At 51.2% G+C, this 18,765-nt stretch carries 18 protein-coding genes and 1 pseudogene; 14 read left to right on the top strand and 5 right to left on the bottom strand.

Annotated features, from left to right (window positions below):
- Nucleotides 1-7: 7 nt before the first annotated feature.
- Nucleotides 8-1,228, top strand: a complete 1,221-nt coding sequence (locus V8F51_RS14605; protein ID WP_337101011.1) for a response regulator transcription factor — start codon at nucleotides 8-10, stop codon at nucleotides 1,226-1,228.
- 76 nt (nucleotides 1,229-1,304) lie between these two features.
- On the opposite strand, the gene V8F51_RS14600 is transcribed toward V8F51_RS14605, so the two are convergent.
- On the bottom strand, nucleotides 1,305-1,613 hold the full coding sequence (locus V8F51_RS14600; RefSeq protein WP_337101010.1) for a hypothetical protein: 309 nt from the start codon (nucleotides 1,611-1,613) through the stop codon (nucleotides 1,305-1,307).
- 211 nt (nucleotides 1,614-1,824) lie between these two features.
- Here V8F51_RS14600 and chvE point away from each other — a divergent pair, with 211 nt between their 5' ends.
- The 3 genes from chvE to mmsB all read left to right on the top strand — a co-directional run bounded on the left by chvE (nucleotide 1,825) and on the right by mmsB (nucleotide 5,703).
- A complete protein-coding gene (gene chvE, locus V8F51_RS14595; RefSeq protein ID WP_337101009.1) occupies nucleotides 1,825-2,910 on the top strand; it encodes a multiple monosaccharide ABC transporter substrate-binding protein in 1,086 nt (361 codons plus the stop codon).
- Nucleotides 2,911-3,000: 90 nt separating this feature from the next.
- A complete protein-coding gene (gene mmsA / locus V8F51_RS14590) occupies nucleotides 3,001-4,533 on the top strand; it encodes a multiple monosaccharide ABC transporter ATP-binding protein (RefSeq protein ID WP_337101008.1) in 1,533 nt (510 codons plus the stop codon).
- Between the two features lie 6 nt (nucleotides 4,534-4,539).
- Nucleotides 4,540-5,703, top strand: a complete 1,164-nt coding sequence (gene mmsB, locus V8F51_RS14585) for a multiple monosaccharide ABC transporter permease (RefSeq protein ID WP_337101007.1) — start codon at nucleotides 4,540-4,542, stop codon at nucleotides 5,701-5,703.
- A 68-nt stretch (nucleotides 5,704-5,771) separates the two neighbouring features.
- Here mmsB and V8F51_RS14580 read toward each other — a convergent pair whose 3' ends face one another.
- Together V8F51_RS14580 and V8F51_RS14575 are read right to left on the bottom strand one after the other, a co-directional pair.
- On the bottom strand, nucleotides 5,772-6,026 hold the full coding sequence (locus V8F51_RS14580) for a YiaA/YiaB family inner membrane protein (protein ID WP_337101078.1): 255 nt from the start codon (nucleotides 6,024-6,026) through the stop codon (nucleotides 5,772-5,774).
- Nucleotides 6,027-6,056: 30 nt separating this feature from the next.
- A pseudogene (locus tag V8F51_RS14575) lies at nucleotides 6,057-6,194 on the bottom strand (YiaA/YiaB family inner membrane protein); the annotation flags it as partial.
- 398 nt (nucleotides 6,195-6,592) lie between these two features.
- On the opposite strand from V8F51_RS14575, the gene efeO reads away from it, so the two are divergent.
- The 9 genes from efeO to trhA all read left to right on the top strand — a co-directional run bounded on the left by efeO (nucleotide 6,593) and on the right by trhA (nucleotide 15,338).
- The gene (efeO, locus tag V8F51_RS14570; RefSeq protein WP_337101006.1) at nucleotides 6,593-7,450 is read left to right on the top strand and encodes an iron uptake system protein EfeO; all 858 of its coding nucleotides are present in this window, start codon (nucleotides 6,593-6,595) and stop codon (nucleotides 7,448-7,450) included.
- Nucleotides 7,451-7,456: 6 nt separating this feature from the next.
- A complete protein-coding gene (gene efeB, locus V8F51_RS14565) occupies nucleotides 7,457-8,773 on the top strand; it encodes an iron uptake transporter deferrochelatase/peroxidase subunit (protein ID WP_442956429.1) in 1,317 nt (438 codons plus the stop codon).
- Nucleotides 8,774-8,818: 45 nt separating this feature from the next.
- Complete coding sequence (locus V8F51_RS14560; RefSeq protein ID WP_337101005.1) at nucleotides 8,819-10,657, top strand: FTR1 family iron permease; 1,839 nt, start codon at nucleotides 8,819-8,821, stop codon at nucleotides 10,655-10,657.
- 112 nt (nucleotides 10,658-10,769) lie between these two features.
- Nucleotides 10,770-11,132, top strand: a complete 363-nt coding sequence (locus V8F51_RS14555) for a LapA family protein (protein WP_337101004.1) — start codon at nucleotides 10,770-10,772, stop codon at nucleotides 11,130-11,132.
- A 24-nt stretch (nucleotides 11,133-11,156) separates the two neighbouring features.
- The gene (locus V8F51_RS14550) at nucleotides 11,157-12,083 is read left to right on the top strand and encodes a TRM11 family SAM-dependent methyltransferase (protein WP_337101003.1); all 927 of its coding nucleotides are present in this window, start codon (nucleotides 11,157-11,159) and stop codon (nucleotides 12,081-12,083) included.
- Between the two features lie 32 nt (nucleotides 12,084-12,115).
- Entirely contained in the window at nucleotides 12,116-12,316 is a 201-nt protein-coding gene (locus V8F51_RS14545; protein WP_337101002.1) for a hypothetical protein, read from the top strand.
- 221 nt (nucleotides 12,317-12,537) lie between these two features.
- On the top strand, nucleotides 12,538-13,884 hold the full coding sequence (locus V8F51_RS14540; RefSeq protein WP_337101001.1) for a glycoside hydrolase family 26 protein: 1,347 nt from the start codon (nucleotides 12,538-12,540) through the stop codon (nucleotides 13,882-13,884).
- 60 nt (nucleotides 13,885-13,944) lie between these two features.
- On the top strand, nucleotides 13,945-14,646 hold the full coding sequence (locus V8F51_RS14535; RefSeq protein WP_337101000.1) for a hypothetical protein: 702 nt from the start codon (nucleotides 13,945-13,947) through the stop codon (nucleotides 14,644-14,646).
- Between the two features lie 47 nt (nucleotides 14,647-14,693).
- The gene (trhA, locus tag V8F51_RS14530) at nucleotides 14,694-15,338 is read left to right on the top strand and encodes a PAQR family membrane homeostasis protein TrhA (protein WP_337100999.1); all 645 of its coding nucleotides are present in this window, start codon (nucleotides 14,694-14,696) and stop codon (nucleotides 15,336-15,338) included.
- A gap of 92 nt (nucleotides 15,339-15,430) precedes the next feature.
- Here the strand turns inward: trhA and V8F51_RS14525 are convergent, their stop codons facing one another.
- Nucleotides 15,431-16,246 (bottom strand): lipase family protein, encoded by an 816-nt coding sequence (locus tag V8F51_RS14525; RefSeq protein WP_337100998.1) that lies wholly within the window; start codon nucleotides 16,244-16,246, stop codon nucleotides 15,431-15,433.
- Nucleotides 16,247-16,455: 209 nt separating this feature from the next.
- Here V8F51_RS14525 and V8F51_RS14520 point away from each other — a divergent pair, with 209 nt between their 5' ends.
- A complete protein-coding gene (locus tag V8F51_RS14520) occupies nucleotides 16,456-17,424 on the top strand; it encodes a Gfo/Idh/MocA family protein (RefSeq protein ID WP_337100997.1) in 969 nt (322 codons plus the stop codon).
- 66 nt (nucleotides 17,425-17,490) lie between these two features.
- Here V8F51_RS14520 and V8F51_RS14515 read toward each other — a convergent pair whose 3' ends face one another.
- Nucleotides 17,491-18,708 carry a CorA family divalent cation transporter gene (locus V8F51_RS14515; RefSeq protein ID WP_337100996.1) on the bottom strand — a complete coding sequence of 406 codons (1,218 nt, stop codon included), beginning with the start codon at nucleotides 18,706-18,708 and terminating at the stop codon, nucleotides 17,491-17,493.
- Between the last annotated feature and the right edge of the window lie 57 nt (nucleotides 18,709-18,765).

The raw sequence follows: 18,765 nt of genomic DNA, 5'->3' as shown, positions 1-18,765 counted from the left end.
GACGGGAATGGATCATTTGTTGCGAGTATTAATTGCGGATGACGAACCAATCATTCGCGAGGGAGTACGCGATTCCGTGGATTGGGAATCGATTGGCATGCGCGTTTGCGCCGAAGCGGAGGATGGAGAAGAAGCGCTCGAGCTGGCGCTGGCGCTGAATATTCAGATCGCGCTCGTTGACCTCAACATGCCGATCATGAATGGCATCGAGCTGATGAAGGAGCTGAGGCAGAAGCTTCCGCAATGCCGCATCATTATTATTACCGGGCATGACGAGTTCGCTTATGCGCAGGAAGCTATAAGGCTTAGCGTGGATGATTACATCCTCAAGCCCGCTAATTCGGAGCAGCTGCGTCAGGTGCTGGGCCGAATTCGTCATGAGCTGGAGGCGACGCAGAAGCAGGAGGTCCATCTGCAGCAGGCATCGAAGCAAATTGCCAAAAACTTTCCGCTCATGCGCGAGCGCTTCTGCTTGGAATGGATCGAGGGGACGATGACCGAGGCTGAGCTGCGGGAGCAACTGGAATTTCTCCAATTGCCCGCGGCCTCTCCCGATATGCTCTGCGTCATCAGATGGCCGGAGGTCGTCACAAGCGTTCAGCTTCGCAAGGAAAATGACCGCCAGCTTTTCATGTTCGCTATCGAGAATATCATCGGGGAGATGCTGGCAAGCTATGAGAAGACGATATTCCGTGATCATTCCGGCTTGATTGCCGCTATTGTCTGGGGCGCAGTCCCTGAAACGTTGATATCCGATATGCAGCATGCCGTGCAAGCATACTTGAAAATATCGATCCATGTCCACGCGCAGCCGATCAACAATGGTCTCTTATCGATTCCGGTTGTGTATCGCCAGTGCAAATCGAGTATTTTCAAGGAAGCTCAGATGTCTCCGCTCGTTCGCAAGGCGAAGGATTATATTCGGGAATCGTACATGGAGGCGGATATGAGCTTAGAAGCATTCGCGCAGCTCATGCAAGTATCCCCCGTATACTTAAGCCGCATTATTAAGCAGGAGCTTGGCTCCTCGTTCGTGAGTCTCGTGACGCAGACGCGAATCGCGAAGGCGATGCAGCTGCTGAATGCAACGGATATGCCGATCAATGAGATCTCCGAAAAAGTCGGATACGACACTCAGCATTATTTCAGCACCGCGTTCAAGAAAGCGGTCGGCGTCTCGCCGAACCAATACCGTAAGGGCGCGGCCTTCCAAGACGACGAAACCTAATAAAATAAGGAGCTATCCCCAACGAAGATTCCAAGAGTTGACGCAGGGACAGCTTCTTTTTTTTGGGCTCATAGTACTAAACGCCCCACAGTACATACCCGAACGTCATGTACAGGAACAGGAACATGAGCAAGCCGCCGTTGCCGATGACGGCCGTCCAAGCGATCGTTTTGCCGTGGCGCCAGCGTCCTTCCTTAGGAAAACGAGCCCCTAACCCCGCTATACCGACAAAAAAACCTACCGGCCCTCCGAGCAGAATGGAGGCAAACCAAAGCCCCTGCGTAGGATATCCGGCCTCGAAAGGGAATACGAAGCTGTACATTGTCAGCAATCCCGTCCCTATCAAAAGCAGAAACGAAAGATAGGCCGATATTTTTTTGATCATGCGCAAGCACCGCCCCGAAATGGATTCCCTCCAATCATAAGAAAGTTCGCAAACGGAAGGAAGTACTAACATTTTGTAGTACCTGGAAATCTGGGGTTCAGGTTTATTTTTTATAAAAAAGGTTGTTTTATTGCAAAGACGATCCTTTCCACTCGGTTGTATATTGATTGTGCACCAGCAATCTTAGTAGAGGTGAGAGGGGATTGTCACAATGAAAAAAGGGTTAACTTTATTAGTCGTAGCAGCGCTCGTATTCGTACTTGCCGCATGCGGAGGCACGAATAACGGAAGCAACGGGGGCAGCGGGGATAGCGGCTATGTCGGCATTTCAATGCCTACCAAGTCGTCCGAGCGTTGGGTTGGCGACGGCGCGAATATGGTGAAGGAATTCGAGGCACTCGGTTACAAAACAGATCTTCAATATGCGGAAGACGTTATCGAGAATCAAGTATCGCAGATCGAGAACATGATTACGAAAGGCGTAGGCATTCTCGTTATTGCAGCAATCGACGGCGAATCGCTGTCAGACGTTCTTGCGAAAGCAGACAAAGAAGGCATTAAAGTTATCGCTTATGACCGCTTGATTAAGAAGACGGAACATGTAGCTTATTACGCAACATTCGATAACTTCAAGGTTGGCGTTCAACAAGCGTCGTACATCGAGCAAGCGCTTGGCCTCAAAGACGGCAAAGGTCCTTTCAACATCGAGCTGTTCGCCGGATCGCCGGACGACAACAACGCTTACTTCTTCTACGACGGCGCAATGTCCGTCCTGCAGCCTTACATCGACAGCGGCAAGCTTGTTGTACGCAGTAAGCAAACGACAATGGAACAAGTTGCAACACTAAGATGGGATGGCTCACTCGCTCAATCCCGCATGGATAATCTCCTTAGCGCGAACTATGCTTCCGAGCGTGTAGACGCTGTATTGTCGCCGTACGACGGCATCAGCATCGGCATTCTGTCCTCCCTGAAAGGCGTAGGCTACGGCACGGCAAGCAATCCGCTTCCTGTTGTAACCGGACAAGACGCTGAGCTTGCTTCGGTCAAATCGATCATTGCCGGCGAACAAACGCAAACGGTATTCAAGGATACTCGCGAACTGGCGAAGATCGCCGTATCGATGGTAGACAGCGTGCTCAAAGGTACGGAAGTGAAAGTAAATGACACAGAAACGTATGACAATGGCGTGAAGGTTGTTCCTTCGTACCTGCTAGAGCCGGTATCGGTGGATAAATCCAACTACAAAGAAGCGGTTGTCGACACAGGCTACTACACCGAAGATCAACTGAAGTAAATGCCGGCAGCGTAACTCTCCTGATTTAGTGGCGGCCCTGCGGGGTTGTCACTAAATCATTTTCAATAACAGTAAGGGCGTGATCCTAAGATGGCGACTAACAACATTCTCGAAATGAGAGGCATTACAAAAACGTTCCCAGGCGTCAAAGCGCTCGAGGATGTGAATCTGCAAGTCAAGGAAGGCGAGATTCACGCGCTTATGGGCGAGAACGGAGCGGGCAAGTCGACGCTGATGAAGGTGCTGAGCGGCGTATATCCGCACGGCTCGTATACGGGCGATATTTTGTACAAAGGCAACGTCTGCGAGTTCAAAGATATAACGCAGAGCGAGCAGCTCGGCATTGTCATCATCCATCAGGAGCTGGCTCTTATCCCGCAGCTGTCGATCTCGGAGAATATCTTCCTCGGTAATGAGCAGACGAAACGCGGCGTCATTAATTGGAATGAAACGATCGTCAAGACGAAGGAGCTTCTGAAGACCGTCGGTCTGAATGAATCGCCCAATACGCTCATCTCCTCCATCGGTGTAGGGAAGCAACAGCTTGTGGAAATCGCCAAAGCGCTCTCTAAGAAAGTGAAGCTGCTTATTCTGGACGAGCCGACTGCCGCGCTTAATGAGGAGGACAGCGAGAATTTGCTCAATCTGCTGCTCGCTTTCAAGAAGCAAGGAATCTCGTCGATTATGATCTCTCATAAGCTGAACGAAATTACGAAGGTTGCCGATTCGATTACGATTCTGCGTGACGGCAAGACGATTGAAACGCTTGATATGGTGAAGGACAGCATCAATGAAGATCGGATTATTAAAGGGATGGTCGGACGTGATCTGACGCAGCGTTATCCGGTTCGCGAGCCGAAGATCGGCGACACGATTCTGGAAGTGAAGAACTGGAACGTTTATCACGAGACGCAGCAAGACCGCAAGGTCATTGACGATGTGAACATGTACATTCGCAAGGGTGAGATTGTCGGCATTGCCGGACTGATGGGTGCAGGAAGAACGGAGCTGGCGATGAGCCTCTTCGGCAAGTCATACGGTAAACGCATTAGCGGCAAGACGATGCTGAACGGCAAGCAAGTGCAGTTGAACACGATTAATCAAGCGATAGACCATGGCCTGGCTTATGTTACGGAAGACCGCAAGCATTACGGTTTGATTCTAATGGACGATATTAAGCGCAACATTACGTTAACCGGCTTGAGCAAAATATCGCGGAACACGGTCGTTAACGCCAATCAGGAAATCATCGAGGCGGAGCGATTCCGCGCGAAGTTAAATATAAAGACGCCAAGCATTTTGCAGAAGACGGGCAACTTAAGCGGCGGCAATCAACAGAAGGTCGTCCTGAGCAAGTGGATCTTCTCGGAGCCGGAGGTGCTCATTCTCGATGAGCCGACGCGCGGCATTGACGTAGGCGCCAAATATGAAATTTATACGATCATTAATCAGCTTGCCTTGGAAGGCAAAGGCGTGCTCATTATTTCATCGGAGCTTCCTGAGCTGCTTGGCATGTGCGATCGCATCTATGTCATGAATGAAGGAAGATTTACAGGCGAAGTAACCCGCGAGGAAGCTTCGCAAGAGAAGCTGATGAAATTCATGACGAAGAGCAGGGGGTAACTGAAGATGGAATCATTAAGCAAGCTGTTCAAAAGCAATATTCGCCAATACGGCATGATCGTTGCCTTAGTTCTTATCATGGTCCTGTTCCAAATACTGACCGACGGCATTTTACTGAAGCCGCTTAACATTACGAATCTGATCCTGCAAAATAGCTATATTCTCGTGCTCGCGATCGGCATGCTGCTCGTCATCATTACCGGGCATATCGACCTATCGGTTGGTTCAGTCGCCGCTTTCGTAGGTGCTATATCTGCCATATTAATGGTTGATATGCATATGCCGTATCCGGTAGCGATTATCGTATCGCTCTTGATCGGCGGTCTTGTCGGCGCATGGCAAGGGTTCTGGGTCGCCTATGTCCGAATACCGTCATTCATTGTAACGCTCGCCGGCATGTTATTGTTTCGAGGCCTTACAATGGTTGTGCTGGGCGGCCAATCGATCTCGCCGTTCCCCAGCGGTTTCCAACGGATCAGCTCCGGCTTCATTCCTGACTGGCTTGGCGGCGGCGATATTCATGCGCTTACGATCGTTATCGGTCTTGCGTTATCAATCATTCTTATCTTCACAGAATGGCGTAATCGGTTAACGCAGCAGCGTTACCAGTTCGACGTTGTGTCTGCTCCATTATTCGTGCTTAAACTAGTTGCTATCGTAGCGATTATCAATGTATTTACTTATGTTTTGGCTGCTTATGAAGGCATTCCGAACATCTTGATTATTTTGTTCATACTCGTTGTGGTGTACACCTTCGTGATGAACAAGACGGTTATGGGACGTCACATCTACGCCCTTGGCGGCAATGAGAAGGCAGCTAAGCTGTCCGGCGTCAAGACGAAACGGATGACGTTCTGGGTATTCGTCAACATGGGCGTGCTTGCTGCGCTATCGGGTCTATTGTTCGCTGCTCGTCTGAACGCGGCAACGCCGAAGGCCGGCGTTAACTTTGAGCTTGATGCGATTGCGGCGGTATTCATCGGCGGCGCTTCGGCGACGGGCGGTATCGGAACGGTTATCGGCGCGATTATCGGGGGTCTCGTCATGGGCGTAATGAATAACGGCATGTCGCTCGTAGGTCTCGGCATCGACTGGCAGCAAGGGATCAAAGGTCTTGTATTGCTGGCTGCGGTAGCCTTCGACATTTACAACAAAAACAAAGCTTCGTAATGGTATAAAAAAGCGGCGCTGCCCTCCCAAGGTGAATGCAACCCTGGCGGACAGCGCCGCTTTTTATGTTAAGCCTGGTATTCGTCTATTGTGTTCAGATGAGCTTTGTCTTCTTCGTTGTCTCTGATCGTCTTCTGAAGCACGAGGCAGGCAACGATTAGGAATGCGCCGGCAATTGCGTAGTAGCCTTTCACATAGAGCGGTTCTTCCAAGTTGAATATGCCGATATATTGAGCAAGAATGGCGATAATGAAGCCGGCCCATGCCAGGAACGAGAATGCCGCCGTATTTCTGTTTCTGTGGTATGGATTTTGCTCCTTCAGAAATTTATCCTCGTCATTGTCGCGGGCAACCTTCTGGAGCAGGAACGAAGTTATGATGAGCAGGACGCCGGTTACGGCGTAATAGCCTTGCACGGATAGGGTCTGATTAAGCGTGTAGATGCCGATGAATTCGAAGCCGCAGGCGATAAGGAATGCGCCCCATGCCATGAATGTGTAAGTCGGCGTATTGCGGCGGCGGTAGAAGTTGTTAGCCGGCTTGCGGATATGATTGCCGTTTGCGGTTGCATTTGTGTTTACGTTACTGTTAGCGTTCATTTGATAAGTTTCCATTTGGTTAGCCTCCCGGATAATTGCTTATTCGTTCAAACTTGCTTGCTTCGATATCTGTATTATCCCAACATATTCCTCTACCCGATAGTACCAACTTCCTATAGTACCGCTTCAGTTTGGGCGCGTCGTTTACCAACTTCGATCGGTAAATGGAAGATGCGCGTATAAATGACGGAAGTTCACAAATCATCAATTGACAATGATTATCAACCGCGATTATACTTTGGCTTAGTGCTAAAGTAATTTATTCGTTTGAATCAGAGGAGATTATTATAATGAAGATGAAGTTAGTTGCTTTTCTATGTGCATGCTCGCTAGTCATGGCTGGCTGCGGAGCGAACGGAGAAGAGAATAATGAAACGGTGAATGCTGGAGCAAACAATGGCGGCGGCACGGATGCAGTCGATGCAAGCTGGGAGCCAATCTTAAATAGCTATCGCACATTCACGATAGAGCAGGCGGATACGTTTATTATCGAGACAGAGAAATTCGTTAACGCCGTGAAGGGCGGAGACCTTGAACTGGCTAAGTCGTTGTATGCTCCGACACGGATGTACTTTGAACGGATCGAACCTATTGCCGAGGCTCTTGGCGATCTCGATCCTAATATTGACGCTCGCGAGAATGACGTCGAGGAGAAGGATTGGCGTGGTTTCCACCGTATCGAGCAAGCATTATGGGCGAACAACACGACAGACGGCATGACGGAGTATGCCGATCGTCTGCTTGAAGATACGAAGCTGCTGCGCGCGCTTATGGAAACCGTCGAGGTTGAGCCAAGCTTGCTGTTAACTGGTGCGGTTGAGCTGCTTAACGAAGTATCCTCTTCTAAAGTAACAGGCGAAGAAGAAAGATATTCGCATACGGATTTGTACGACTTCGCTGCTAACGTTGAAGGCGCGAGAAAGATCTACGATCTTGTGAAGCCGGAGCTTAACAAGAAGGATGCGGCGCTAGAGGAATCGATCGGCAAAGCGTTCACGGAGCTAGAACAAGCGCTGACGGAATACAAATCAGGTGATGGCTATGTTTCGTATGAAGCCCTTAAAGAAGAAGATACGAAGAAGCTGAGCCAACTGATCGATGCTCTGGCTGAGCCGTTGTCGCAGATGGGCACGATTCTGGAGGCATAGGTTCATATGGATGAAAATAAGCATTCTGGCCAAGTGGATAACGTCAAACAGGATGGCATGCTGAAAAAGCCAATAAGCCGAAGAGACTTGCTGCGAATGGCAGGCGTAGGAGGCGCTGGACTTTTATTCGGCGCATCGGGCATGGGGGGCGTGTGGGCGGCTGCCGAGAAGAGCGTCTCAGCTAGCGTTGCTAAAGAAACGGGCAGGTCGAGCAATGGCGATTTCATTGATTTCTACGGCAAGCATCAGGCGGGCATTTCCACGCCGGCACAAGACTTTCTCGTATTCGCAGCGTTCGACTTGACGACGGATTCGCTGGCTGACGTGAAGAAGCTGTTCCAAACATGGACGAAAGCTTCCGCAGCAATGGCTGAGGGGATTATGATCGGCGAAGCGAATGACAATGTGAACATGCCTCCTTCCGATACGGGGGAGGCGGCAGGCTTAACGCCATCACGTACAACGATTACGTTCGGCGTGGGCGCGTCCTTTTTCGATTCGAGATACGGATTGGCTGCGAAGAAGCCGGCGCCGCTTGCGGATCTTCCGCCTTTCGGAGGGGATGAACTGCGTGAGGAATGGTCGGGCGGAGACATTGGCGTGCAAGTGAACGCCAATGACCTGCAGATCGCCTTCCACGCAATTCGGAATCTGGCAAGACTAGCTAGAGGCAAGGCAGTGCTTCGCTGGACACAGGAAGGCTTTCAAAGAACGGGCGGTGCAGATCCGTCTGGCGCTACGCCGCGTAATTTGATGGGGTTCAAGGATGGCACGAACAATCCCGACACGAGCGATGATTCCGTCATGAATAAGGTTGTATGGGCGAGCGCTTCCGACGGCGCAGGTTGGATGGAAGGCGGCACCTATATGGTCGTCCGCCGTATCCGAATTCGCGTTGAAGTATGGGATCGTTCCACGCTTGGCGATCAAGAAGCGACCTTCGGTCGTCATCGTGCAAGCGGAGCGCCGCTTGGCGGCTCGCAGGAGCATGAAGCGCCTGACTTCGATAAGCTCGATGAGAAAGGCAAGCCCGTTATTCCGATCAACGCGCATATGAGGCTTGCTCGCGGTGACGGTTCAATACAAATATTAAGACGTTCTTACTCGTATTCCAGCGGCATGGATCACAAGATGGGTCAGCTCGATGCAGGTTTGTTATTCATCTGCTTCAACCGCGATACGAGCAAGCAGTTTACGCCAATGCAGAAAAAGCTGGGGCAGAACGACCTGCTGAACGAATATATCGTGCATGTCGGAAGCGCGCAGTTTGCTTGCTTCCCCGGGGTTCGCGAAGGCGGGTACATCGGTGAGACGTTATTCTAAGCAGGGCAAGGATGAATAAGCACCATGGGAAGGGGCGAACCGCTTATGTTCGCACGAAATGGCAGCAGTATGAAACGAATAACGATTCGTTTCTGCTTGGCTGCTTTTCTTATTGTATCGATCATTCAATGGAGTACGGTTACAGTTGCTTCTGCAGGCAGCACGACGGATACAGCAGATCTGGATCGACTGCTGCCGCTTGTCGGCGGCGCGCTTGTTGAAGCCGGTCAAGGCAAGTGGGAAGAGGCCAAAGGTCATGTCGTGAAAGCGGCAGACGGCTGGGTGAAGCTTCAGCCGGAAAAGACCAAAGAGGCCGAGGCGGTCGATGCTGCATTGGAAGCTGCGATTACTGCTCTTACGGTCGGAGAGCAAGAACAGGATGCAGCGGAAGCCAAGTCATCGCTTTCCACGCTTGCCAAAGCCATTAACAGCTATGCAAAAAGCGTAAAGGGTGAACCGGACTCTTCGGGCAAGCTTTCAGGAACTGAAGCGGCGCTTGCTATCAAGCCCATCGTTCAACAATTGCTTGTTGCTGTCCAGCAGTCGGACTGGACGAAAGCCGGCGAAGCGTATAAGCAAATGAACGGCGGATGGCCGCAGGTAGAGTCTGCCGTACGCAAAGATAACTTCAAAGTATACGGCCTGTTGGAGACGAAGATGAGTATGCTTCGCATAGCGATTCAAGCTGAACCGCCGCGCGACGAGCAGGCTAAGTCAGAAGCAGAAGCTCTCATCCAGCTTATCAATCAATATGCCGCGGGAAGCATTGCCGACGATGCGGGAAGCTCCGGAACGGAGTTGTCCGTTGCGGGCGCGATAGCTCTGCTTGACTTGGCGCTTAAGGAATCGCAAGCCGAGCGCTATGCAGAAGCTGCTGCTCAGATGGAGTTGTTCATCGCGCAATGGCCTTCGGTAGAGGGGGAGGTTCAGCTTCGATCTGCCTCTGTGTATACGAATGTCGAGGTGAGAATGGCTGAGATTGCAGGCTACTTATTGTCTAATCCGCCTCAAGGCGATAAAGCGAACAAGCTCATCGGAGAGCTTCAAGAGCAACTCCGTCCAATGACCGGAGATACGCGCTATACGGCATGGGATGCGGGAATGATTTTGCTACGTGAAGGTTTGGAAGCGATTCTTGTGCTAGCGGCGCTTCTCGCGTACTTGAAGCGTACGGGCAACGGGAGCAAGAGCAAGTGGATTTGGTCAGGGGTATGGACGGGACTTGCGCTTAGCGGGGTAATGGCGTTCGTCCTTACGTACGCCATTGCCAAACTGGCAGCTGGCAGTGCCCGCGAAGCGATTGAAGGCGTTGCAGGTCTGCTGTCGGTCGTCTTAATGCTGACGGTAGGCAATTGGCTTCATAGCAAGTCCAATATGAAGAGCTGGACTCAATATATCGATAACAAAATGGGCAGCGCGCTGGCAAAAGGCAGTCTTTGGTCGCTATTCGCGGTTTCTGCGCTTGCGATATTCCGCGAAGGTGCGGAAACGACGATTTTCTATATCGGAATGGCTCCATCGATCGAGCCTTTGCAGCTTGCGCTTGGATTCGGAGTGACCTTCGTTCTCTTAATCGGACTAGGTTTTGCCATTATACGTTTCAGCGCTAAGCTGCCGATAAAGCCATTCTTTCTGCTTGCATCAGCGCTGATCTACTATTTGGTGATTCGTTTTCTTGGCGAAAGCATTCATTCCTTACAGGTTGCGGGGTGGTTGCCGTCAAATACGCTATCCGGATTTCCGACTATTGGCTTCCTAGGCGCGTATCCAACTTGGGAGACGACTATCGTTCAGTCACTCGTACTTATATACATTATTACTAAATGGCTGCTCTCAGCCAGGAAGAAGAGTGTAGCGAGTTCCGGCGTTTTGAGTGAAAGTTAATATGTTGTCTTGAGAAGCAGATGATCGCGTGTGATCATTTGCTTCTTTTTTGTCAATTGTGAGAAATGAATTCGATTTTGTGGTACGATTTGGAGAAAAGGGAGGAAATGAGATGAAGGGACAAGGCATGCTGATCTCAGCGTTCGTATTTGCCCTGGTTATTGCGATATTCGCCGTTATCAATGTGGATTCCGTTCAAGTGAATTTCCTGTTCGCGAAGACGACGACACCGCTTATTCTCGTGATCCTTGTGTCGACCCTCTTGGGCGGTCTGACAGTCGGTTCGTTCGGACTGATCCGTCAATATCGGCTTCAACGGACGATTAAGTCGTTGGAGAAACAGCTGCATGAGCTGACAGGTGAACATGAAACAAGTGGTGTCGGTCACCGAAAGGCGAAGGGTACGGAGACTTCCGCGGCTGCACATGCAGAGGAGCGCCCATCAAGCGCAGATTCTGAGCCGTTGAACGATTAAAGGGAAAGAAAGGCGAGGCGCACCATGTTCATATACACCTATGCTTGCCACGAGGACGAGACGGAGTTATGTCAGCTGGAGCTAAGCTTGCTGCTTGCTCAGCCGTGCACGGACGGCATTGCCCAGAGCGATATTGATATTGCCGCCAATCGCAGTCCGTTCATTCGAAGAAAGATTCATGTCCAGCTGTCTGCGGGAAGCATGGAGGAGCTGGTCGAGCTGCTTCCTGAAGTAGGGCTGGGTGAAGGCGAGACCTTCAAGGTCGTATTCACGCAAGCATCTGGCGATTCATCAATAACCTATGAGGAACGCAGACAGCTAGAGCGGCAGGCAGGGGCAGCAATACGCGGAAAAGCAGAGATGCGAACGCCGAATCGATTGTTCGGACTTATTCGGCTGAATGGCCGTTGGCTGTTCGGCCTCTGCGAGGACAATGACGCGATTTGGCTGGAGCATCAGAAGAAGCCGCAGAACTATTCCACTGCGCTTCCTGTCCGGGCGGCCAGAGCAATCGTTAATATTGCAGCGCCGGGACGTGCGGAAGCTGTGAAGCTTATCGATCCGTGCTGCGGCATCGGAACGGTGTTGATTGAAGCGATGTCGATGGGGATCGATATCGAAGGTGTTGATCTCAACCCGCTGGCCGTGCGCGGCGCAAGAATGAACCTTGCGCATTTCGGCTATGCTGATCGGGTGAAGCTTGCCGATATGCGCGGGCTGACGGGTCATTACGATGCGGCCATTATCGATATGCCCTATAATTTATGCTCGGTTCTCCCCGAGGACGAGCAGCTTGAAATGCTGCGAAGCATGAGGCGTTTTGCCGCGCGGGCTGTCATTGTGACGACGGAACCAATCGAACGGCTGGCCGAAAATACGAATTGGTCGGTACAAGCTGTCGCCCGACTTCGCAAAGGATCTTTTACCAGATTTATAACTGTAGTAGAATAAGAATGATGTGGAGCATAAAGCGAGGTGAACCTATGTCTACGAACGAACAAAATGGAGCGGCTGAAGAGCCGAAGAAGCTGACTCAAGCTGAACGTGCCAAGCAACTGCTTGCTCAGAAGAAACAAGCGCAAGATGGGCTGCCTGGTCAGAAGAATCATACGACCGGCACGCAAGAATTGAAGAGCCAGAACACGAAGAAGGTTAACAATCAGCGCAAAAAAATGGGTGTGTAATGCCAGCTTAGCCAGAATAGCAGTACCAATAGAGCGAAGGGCCATTAAGCGAGGCGGCCTTATCGCTCTTTTTGTTTTCCCATATTCCCGAATAACGAGTCATCGGACTGCAAAAGCTTTGAAAAGAAAGTCGGAGGTGACCGTTATTGAATCATAACAGGATAATATATTGCCTCGTTGCAGCCCTTTTCCTTCTTCTTCTATCTCCTGTTCAATCCGTAATGGGTGCTGGGAATGTACCGATTGTGGAGAAGCAGGATTGGACCATTCATGTCAACTGGGCAGAGGCGTGGTACAAATTGGCGAAGGCAGAGCCTGAAACGGGCGCTTATCTAGGTGCGTATGTACTACAAGATGAAGCGATTGCGAGCAGCATGAATTCTTTTAACAAGTTAACGGGGCGTACGCATGCAAGTTTCTTCAAATATGTTGGTTATGGACAACCCTTCCCGAAGGAATGGGTGGAGCAGGTGAAGTCCGTTGGTGCCTTCCCCCATATCGCCTGGGAACCGAATAAGGGGCTTGCACAGGTGCAGGATGATGCGTATTTGAGACAGTTCGCCCAGGAGGCAAGCGAGGCAAGGGTACCTATGTTTCTGCGATTTGCATCGGAAATGAACGGTACTTGGACTGCCTATGGCGGTGATCCCGCTATGTATAAGCAGAAGTGGCGGCTTGTACACGATCGATTCGCGGAGCTGGCATCGAATGTTGCCATGGTATGGACGGTGCTGACGGTGCCGGAGAAGCCGATCGAGCGTTTCTATCCGGGCGATGCTTACGTCGATTGGGTAGGAGTCAACGTATATAATGTGAAGTATCATAATGGCAACGAAGATGAACCTGCTGCGTTCGAAGATCCGCTAGATCTGCTGGATACCGTCTACAATCGATTCAGCGCTAGAAAGCCGATTCAATTATCGGAGTTTGGCGTTACGCATTATAATACGACTGATCATGCGTACGATATCGGTTTCGCGGCAGCGAAGATCAAGCGGCTGTACGGCAGCCTGGAGCACAAATATCCGCGTGTCAAAGCCGTTTTTTATTTCGACGTTAACAATGTAACGGCATACAATAAATCACGAAGAGTGAATGATTATTCCATCGCAACCGAACCGGCATTGCGAGAGGCCTATCGAGTGACGACATCAATGGGCAAAGAGGCTGCAGGCGTTTCCGAAATCAAGCACTTTATAAGCGCAGCGTCTGATCCGTCTCTCGAAGGCAAGCCGGTCCATCAGCGATTCACGTACAGAGGCGCTTTGTTCGCTGAACGAGGCCGTTTGTACGCGGACGAGCAATTTTACCGAGAGCTGCTTCATCTGAACGTTCGAATTCAGCAGAGCGGCAAAGGGAATCTAGTCGCGGTTATGGAACGGAGTGCGGCAGAAGCAGGGAAAGCTGTGCGGTTGCCTGTCCTGCAACGCAAAGTATGGAGCGGAATGGAAGCGAAGGGCAGACAGCGCGTCTATCGGTTCATGAAGGCGATACCGCTTCGAGATGCGGCTGCTGTATTCGGCCTTAAGCTTAGAATAGAAGGAACTGACATTTACATCGAAGCATGATTTACCGCGAGCTCCCGCATAATGTAATTACAACTTCTTCTGAATTCGGAGGGATCTGTTATGACGGCGAACAATTCTACATCATCGCTTAGCATATATTTGCTTGCCGGCGTGGCAACAACAACCTGTGCTTTCAACGAATGCCGCAAAAAACTGGATAAGCTGTTTCGAGAAGACGGCATTGAGCCTCGCATTCATGTGCTCTTTCCTTATGGTGATGCGAGCCAAAGTCTGGTCAGGCAAGTGGTTGAGGTGCGGAGCGATCTGTCGAATCGTATGACTGCTGGACGGATAGGCGGACGCCGGGCGTTCCAACATATTAAACAGTTGAATGAGAATGGCAAGCGTATGCTGCTGATCGGACATAGCGGCGGCGGCGCGGCAGCCTATCAGGCTGCGAGGATGATGGAGGAATACGGTGAGGATAACGACATACGCATCGTACAGGTCGGATCGCCGAAGACGCCGATTCATCCTAAGCTGCAAGCGCGCGTGAGCTACTTCCATTCCGTTGACGGTACCGGCAAGCTGAACGATCCGATTAGCCGGATCGGAAGCTGGGGAGGCTGGACGGCGGCGGGTCGCGCGATGCCAAGATGGAATCGGTTGAAGTTCGCTCCCGGTTATGTAGAGGGCATTCCGACGGTTGGCGGGCATGCCGATTATTTTCGCCATACGAAGCCTTATACGGACGAGCAAGCGATCTGCAACTTGGACAAAACGATCGACTCCGTCCGGGGATGGTTGAAAGGGTGGCTATGATGCTTTAAACTGATAATCATCAAGTAAGGTTGGAGGTGGTTATCAGTATGGCCAATACGCATACGTATACGAAGCGCGAGGAAGTCGCGAATGCGGTTACGCATGGCATCGGCGCAATGTTAAGCATAGCGGCGCTCGTGCTGCTTATCGTGTTCTCATCGTTGAAGGGGACAGCCATGCACGTCGTTAGCTTCACGATATACGGCTCGGCGATGCTGCTGCTCTATTTGGCGTCAACGCTCGTACATAGCTTCCCGGCAGGGAAGGCGAAGCGGGTATTCGAGGCGCTTGATCATTCATTCATATATGTATTCATTGCCGGTACGTATACGCCTATTCTGTTTCACATCGTGCAAGGCACGCTTGGTTGGGTGCTGTTCGGAATCGTATGGGGCGCGGCGGTAGCCGGCGTTATATTCAAGTCCTTCTTCGCTTCGAGGTTTCTGTTCACTTCTACACTCGTCTATATTGCAATGGGCTGGATCATCGTGTTCGCCTGGAAGCCGCTAACGACGCATTTGGCGCCAGGCGGTGTGCAAATGCTCATAACCGGCGGCTTATTGTACACATTCGGAACAGTGTTCTATATGTGGCGCAGCTTCCCTTATCATCATGCGGTATGGCATCTGTTCGTATTGGGCGGCTCGATCGTCCACTTCTTTGCGATATTGCTTTATGTGTTGCCTGCTTAATTCTTAAAAAAAACGCATTCCCTGCGATTCAACCAGCTTTCTGGCTGATGGCTTCTGCGGAAATGCGTTTTTTTTGTAGCCAAAAAACTTTATTACTCTACAGCCGGGCACCAGCCTGGAGGCTCGCTGCATACCAAGACGGCAAATGCGGGATCTTCTTTCACTAGATCGGCGAAATAACTGGATAAGATATGATTCCCAGAAATAGAACCCATTCTGAACGACCGTTTCACTTCGCCTTTGACATGGAGGTAATAATACGTTTGTTTTGTCTTCGGAGATTGATAGACGTGCGGAGGCAAATGCGGGACAATATCGAACTCGTTCTGGAAGCGCCAATGCGTATCGATAATCGTATTATAGGCACGGACGAATTTCGGATCGCCTACCCTTGGAGCCCCGAACGTATACACGATGGGGGAGCGGATCGCCGTATTGCTTGCTATATCGATGGCTGCGAGCGTTGCGAGCGCGCCGCCGAGACTATGCCCGGTAATAAACAGCGGCTTGTCGGCAGGCAGTGTCTGGAGGAGCGCGAGCACTTCATTGCGCGTCGACATATAGATGTCGGTGAAGCCCTTATGCGTTTGCCCCGCATTTTTGACAGGGCGGTATACCGTCTGCTGAGCGATGAAGTCGGCAACCCAGTCTTCTGCTGAACCGCTTCCGCGAAATGCAAGGACGGATGCTTGCTCGCTTGTCAGTACAAAGCCGAATCGTTCTTCGTTGCTGTCATACGCACTGGCCTTGAATTCTCCAACTAAGCTGTATCCTCGTGGAGCTAGAAACAAGCCATCCGCGTAATTGTTGAACTGCACATAGGTTTGTCCGCAAACCGCAGCCAGAAACATGGCGGTACGCAAATCAAGCTCCTGCGCTCTCGTTGACTTACGCATCGTGACTCCCATCGGCATCCCTCCGTTCATTCATTCCGGTCTATCGTTGTTGTATAGTATGAAGCGGAGCTGCAATAGGTACCTGCGGATTTATTGGGTAGGTAAAGAGAAACGTTCATGTTCGATTGGTTGTACATCTTGAGTGCGACACGTATAATTTAAAATATAGGAAAGAAGCCTTTTATGCTTGACCATATCAATAGGCGAGAGGAGCCATATCGATGACATTGAACATTGGAATCGTCGGCACGGGCTGGTTCGGCCGTATGCATGCCGAGAAGCTGGCGAAGCTAGAGGGCGTTAAGGTTGCCGCATTCACGGCCACTTCGCAAGAGAAAGCGGATCAGGAGGCGGCCAAATACGAGGGCGCTAGAGGTTATAGCTCTATACATACGATGCTGGATGACCGCAAGCTGGATGCGGTATACATATGCGTACCGCCGTTCGCGCATGGTGAGATCGAAAGGGCGTTAGTGGAACGCGGTATCCCGTTCCTAGTAGAGAAGCCGCTTGCTGCAGACGAACAGACACCTGCCGAATTGCTTAAGGAAATCGAGAGCAAGAAGCTGATTACTTCTGTCGGCTATCACTTCCGCTATATGGACGGAACGAGCCGTGCCCAAGAACTGTTACGCGAGCGTACTGTCGGTATGGCGCTCGGTTACTGGATGGGTTCAATGCCAGGTGTAAGCTGGTGGCGTAAGATGGAGGGATCCGGCGGTCAATTCGTGGAGCAAACCACGCATATCGTTGACTTGCTGCGTTATACGCTAGGTGAAGTAAGCGAAGTGTATGCCGCATATGGCTCCCGCATAGTGGCTGATGTAGAGCAAGGCGTTACTGTTCCGGATGTAGGCACTGTAACCTTGAAGCTTGTGAATGGGGCTGTGGCAACAATCAGCAATACTTGCGCAATTCCGGCGGGAGACCGGGCAGGCCTTCATATTTATACGAATAAAGGCGTATTGGAGCTCAGTCATGGGGGACTGCTCGATGTGGAAGCTGGGCGCAAAACGGAATACGCGAATCGAACGAATCCATATGAGCTTGAGAATGAAGCTTTCCTCCACGCGGTAAGGACGGGCGATGTATCGCGCATTCGTTCCACCTATGAGGATGCATGGCTGACGCACCGCGTTACGATAGCGGCGAATCAGTCGGCGCTGACGGGCTTGCCAGTAAAGCTGTAATAAAAGATCGAATGAAGAAGAGTCCGGTTAGCTGCAAAGTGCAGCGCCGGACTCTTCTTGTTATTATTAAGGGCGTTTCTTGCGGGAACGGCTAAGCAACGGCTGTGAAGACTGATCGGAAGACAAGGCAGCCAGTTCCTGAACGGTCGAACGGGGCGGCTGGCTGTTAGACTTCATCCGATGCCGATTAGAGCGGCTAAGTCGGCTCGGCGGCTCTTGTCCAGTAATTGTCTGCGGCTTGCGGCCGTGAAGTAAATCGCCGGTCCAGCCTTTCTTCCATAACCAGACGTAGATAATCGCCGTGATTACGACGATTATCGTGACCATCAAGGCGAAGCCCCAAGAATCATCTTTCCATGGCAGCTTGATGAAGTTGCTTCCCCAGAGCGAGCCAGCAATCGTAGCGGGCAGGAACAGGACGGTGAAGATCGTCAGCGTCTTCATGATGTCGTTGCCGCGGAAGTTGGAGATCGCATCGTCCATCGAGATGAGCGTATCGATCTCAAGCGCATAATGCTTGAGCAGCAGTTCGATCCGGTCAAGCTTATGCGTAATCCGCTTAAAGCTCTCCGTTTCCATCAGATCGTTCATGAATGCTTCCTTGGCAGCCCCGTGCAGCTCGCGGATGGGAATGAATAGATGGCTCCAATGGAGCAGATCGTATCTCCGTTCGAAAATAATATCGATCAGGCCCGTACGGTTCTCGTTGCGCATCGACGATTCAAGCTCGCCAAGCCTTGCTTCGAAGCCGTCAAGTCCTTCATGGAAAGGTTCCAGGATGACGCTCATCATCGCGAATAGCGCTTCCGGCGCCGTATCGCATTCGCCCAGCTTCTTCGTCTGCGCATTTGACTGCAGCCGCAGCGGCAAACGTATATCGTCATGAATGGTAATGAGCCGTTTGCTTGTCAGCCAGAAGTGGAACGGCTGAACGTCTTCGGAGTGCTCGGATATTTGAAACATAAGCGTGCCGTAGATGACCGGCCCTTGCTCGCTCGTATCCTCTACGATAATTTGATTCGTGCGCCGCTCCTCGCAGACGTCCATCCAATTGGCGCATTCCGGGAACAGCTTCTTCGTTTGCTCTATATGTTGTTCGGCTTCCGATTGCTCTGTTGCATGTTCGGCAAGCTCTAATGCGCTCTTATCCAATAAGGCTGTGGCCGTTTGTTTGGCGGAATCCTTGCGGCTCGGCAGAGGCTCTTTCTGTAGTGGACGATGCCCTGCTTGCTGAAGGACATGCCACTCCCAGCCTGAGGGGTAGCGAAGCATCCGATGTATCATCGTTTGGCCTCCTGCTTGTCCGTTTTTTTCCATACTCATTCCTTCATCATAACCCGA

It is taken from the genome of Paenibacillus sp. YIM B09110 (assembly GCF_037167145.1).
In the GTDB taxonomy this organism is placed as follows: domain Bacteria; phylum Bacillota; class Bacilli; order Paenibacillales; family Paenibacillaceae; genus Pristimantibacillus.
Note: the sequence above shows the minus strand (reverse complement) of the source record. Positions and strands in the feature narration are given on the sequence as shown.

Coding starts and splice junctions, on each gene's coding strand:
- V8F51_RS14520 (WP_337100997.1), top strand. CDS start 16,456: ATGACATTGAACATTGGAATCGTCGGCACGGGCTGGTTCGGCCGTATG.
- mmsB (WP_337101007.1), top strand. CDS start 4,540: ATGGAATCATTAAGCAAGCTGTTCAAAAGCAATATTCGCCAATACGGC.
- V8F51_RS14540 (WP_337101001.1), top strand. CDS start 12,538: ATGGGTGCTGGGAATGTACCGATTGTGGAGAAGCAGGATTGGACCATT.
- V8F51_RS14545 (WP_337101002.1), top strand. CDS start 12,116: ATGTCTACGAACGAACAAAATGGAGCGGCTGAAGAGCCGAAGAAGCTG.
- chvE (WP_337101009.1), top strand. CDS start 1,825: ATGAAAAAAGGGTTAACTTTATTAGTCGTAGCAGCGCTCGTATTCGTA.
- efeO (WP_337101006.1), top strand. CDS start 6,593: ATGAAGATGAAGTTAGTTGCTTTTCTATGTGCATGCTCGCTAGTCATG.
- V8F51_RS14550 (WP_337101003.1), top strand. CDS start 11,157: ATGTTCATATACACCTATGCTTGCCACGAGGACGAGACGGAGTTATGT.
- V8F51_RS14600 (WP_337101010.1), bottom strand. CDS start 1,613: ATGATCAAAAAAATATCGGCCTATCTTTCGTTTCTGCTTTTGATAGGG.
- V8F51_RS14560 (WP_337101005.1), top strand. CDS start 8,819: ATGTTCGCACGAAATGGCAGCAGTATGAAACGAATAACGATTCGTTTC.
- V8F51_RS14525 (WP_337100998.1), bottom strand. CDS start 16,246: ATGGGAGTCACGATGCGTAAGTCAACGAGAGCGCAGGAGCTTGATTTG.
- V8F51_RS14555 (WP_337101004.1), top strand. CDS start 10,770: ATGAAGGGACAAGGCATGCTGATCTCAGCGTTCGTATTTGCCCTGGTT.
- V8F51_RS14515 (WP_337100996.1), bottom strand. CDS start 18,708: ATGATACATCGGATGCTTCGCTACCCCTCAGGCTGGGAGTGGCATGTC.
- mmsA (WP_337101008.1), top strand. CDS start 3,001: ATGGCGACTAACAACATTCTCGAAATGAGAGGCATTACAAAAACGTTC.
- efeB (WP_442956429.1), top strand. CDS start 7,457: ATGGATGAAAATAAGCATTCTGGCCAAGTGGATAACGTCAAACAGGAT.
- trhA (WP_337100999.1), top strand. CDS start 14,694: ATGGCCAATACGCATACGTATACGAAGCGCGAGGAAGTCGCGAATGCG.
- V8F51_RS14605 (WP_337101011.1), top strand. CDS start 8: ATGGATCATTTGTTGCGAGTATTAATTGCGGATGACGAACCAATCATT.
- V8F51_RS14535 (WP_337101000.1), top strand. CDS start 13,945: ATGACGGCGAACAATTCTACATCATCGCTTAGCATATATTTGCTTGCC.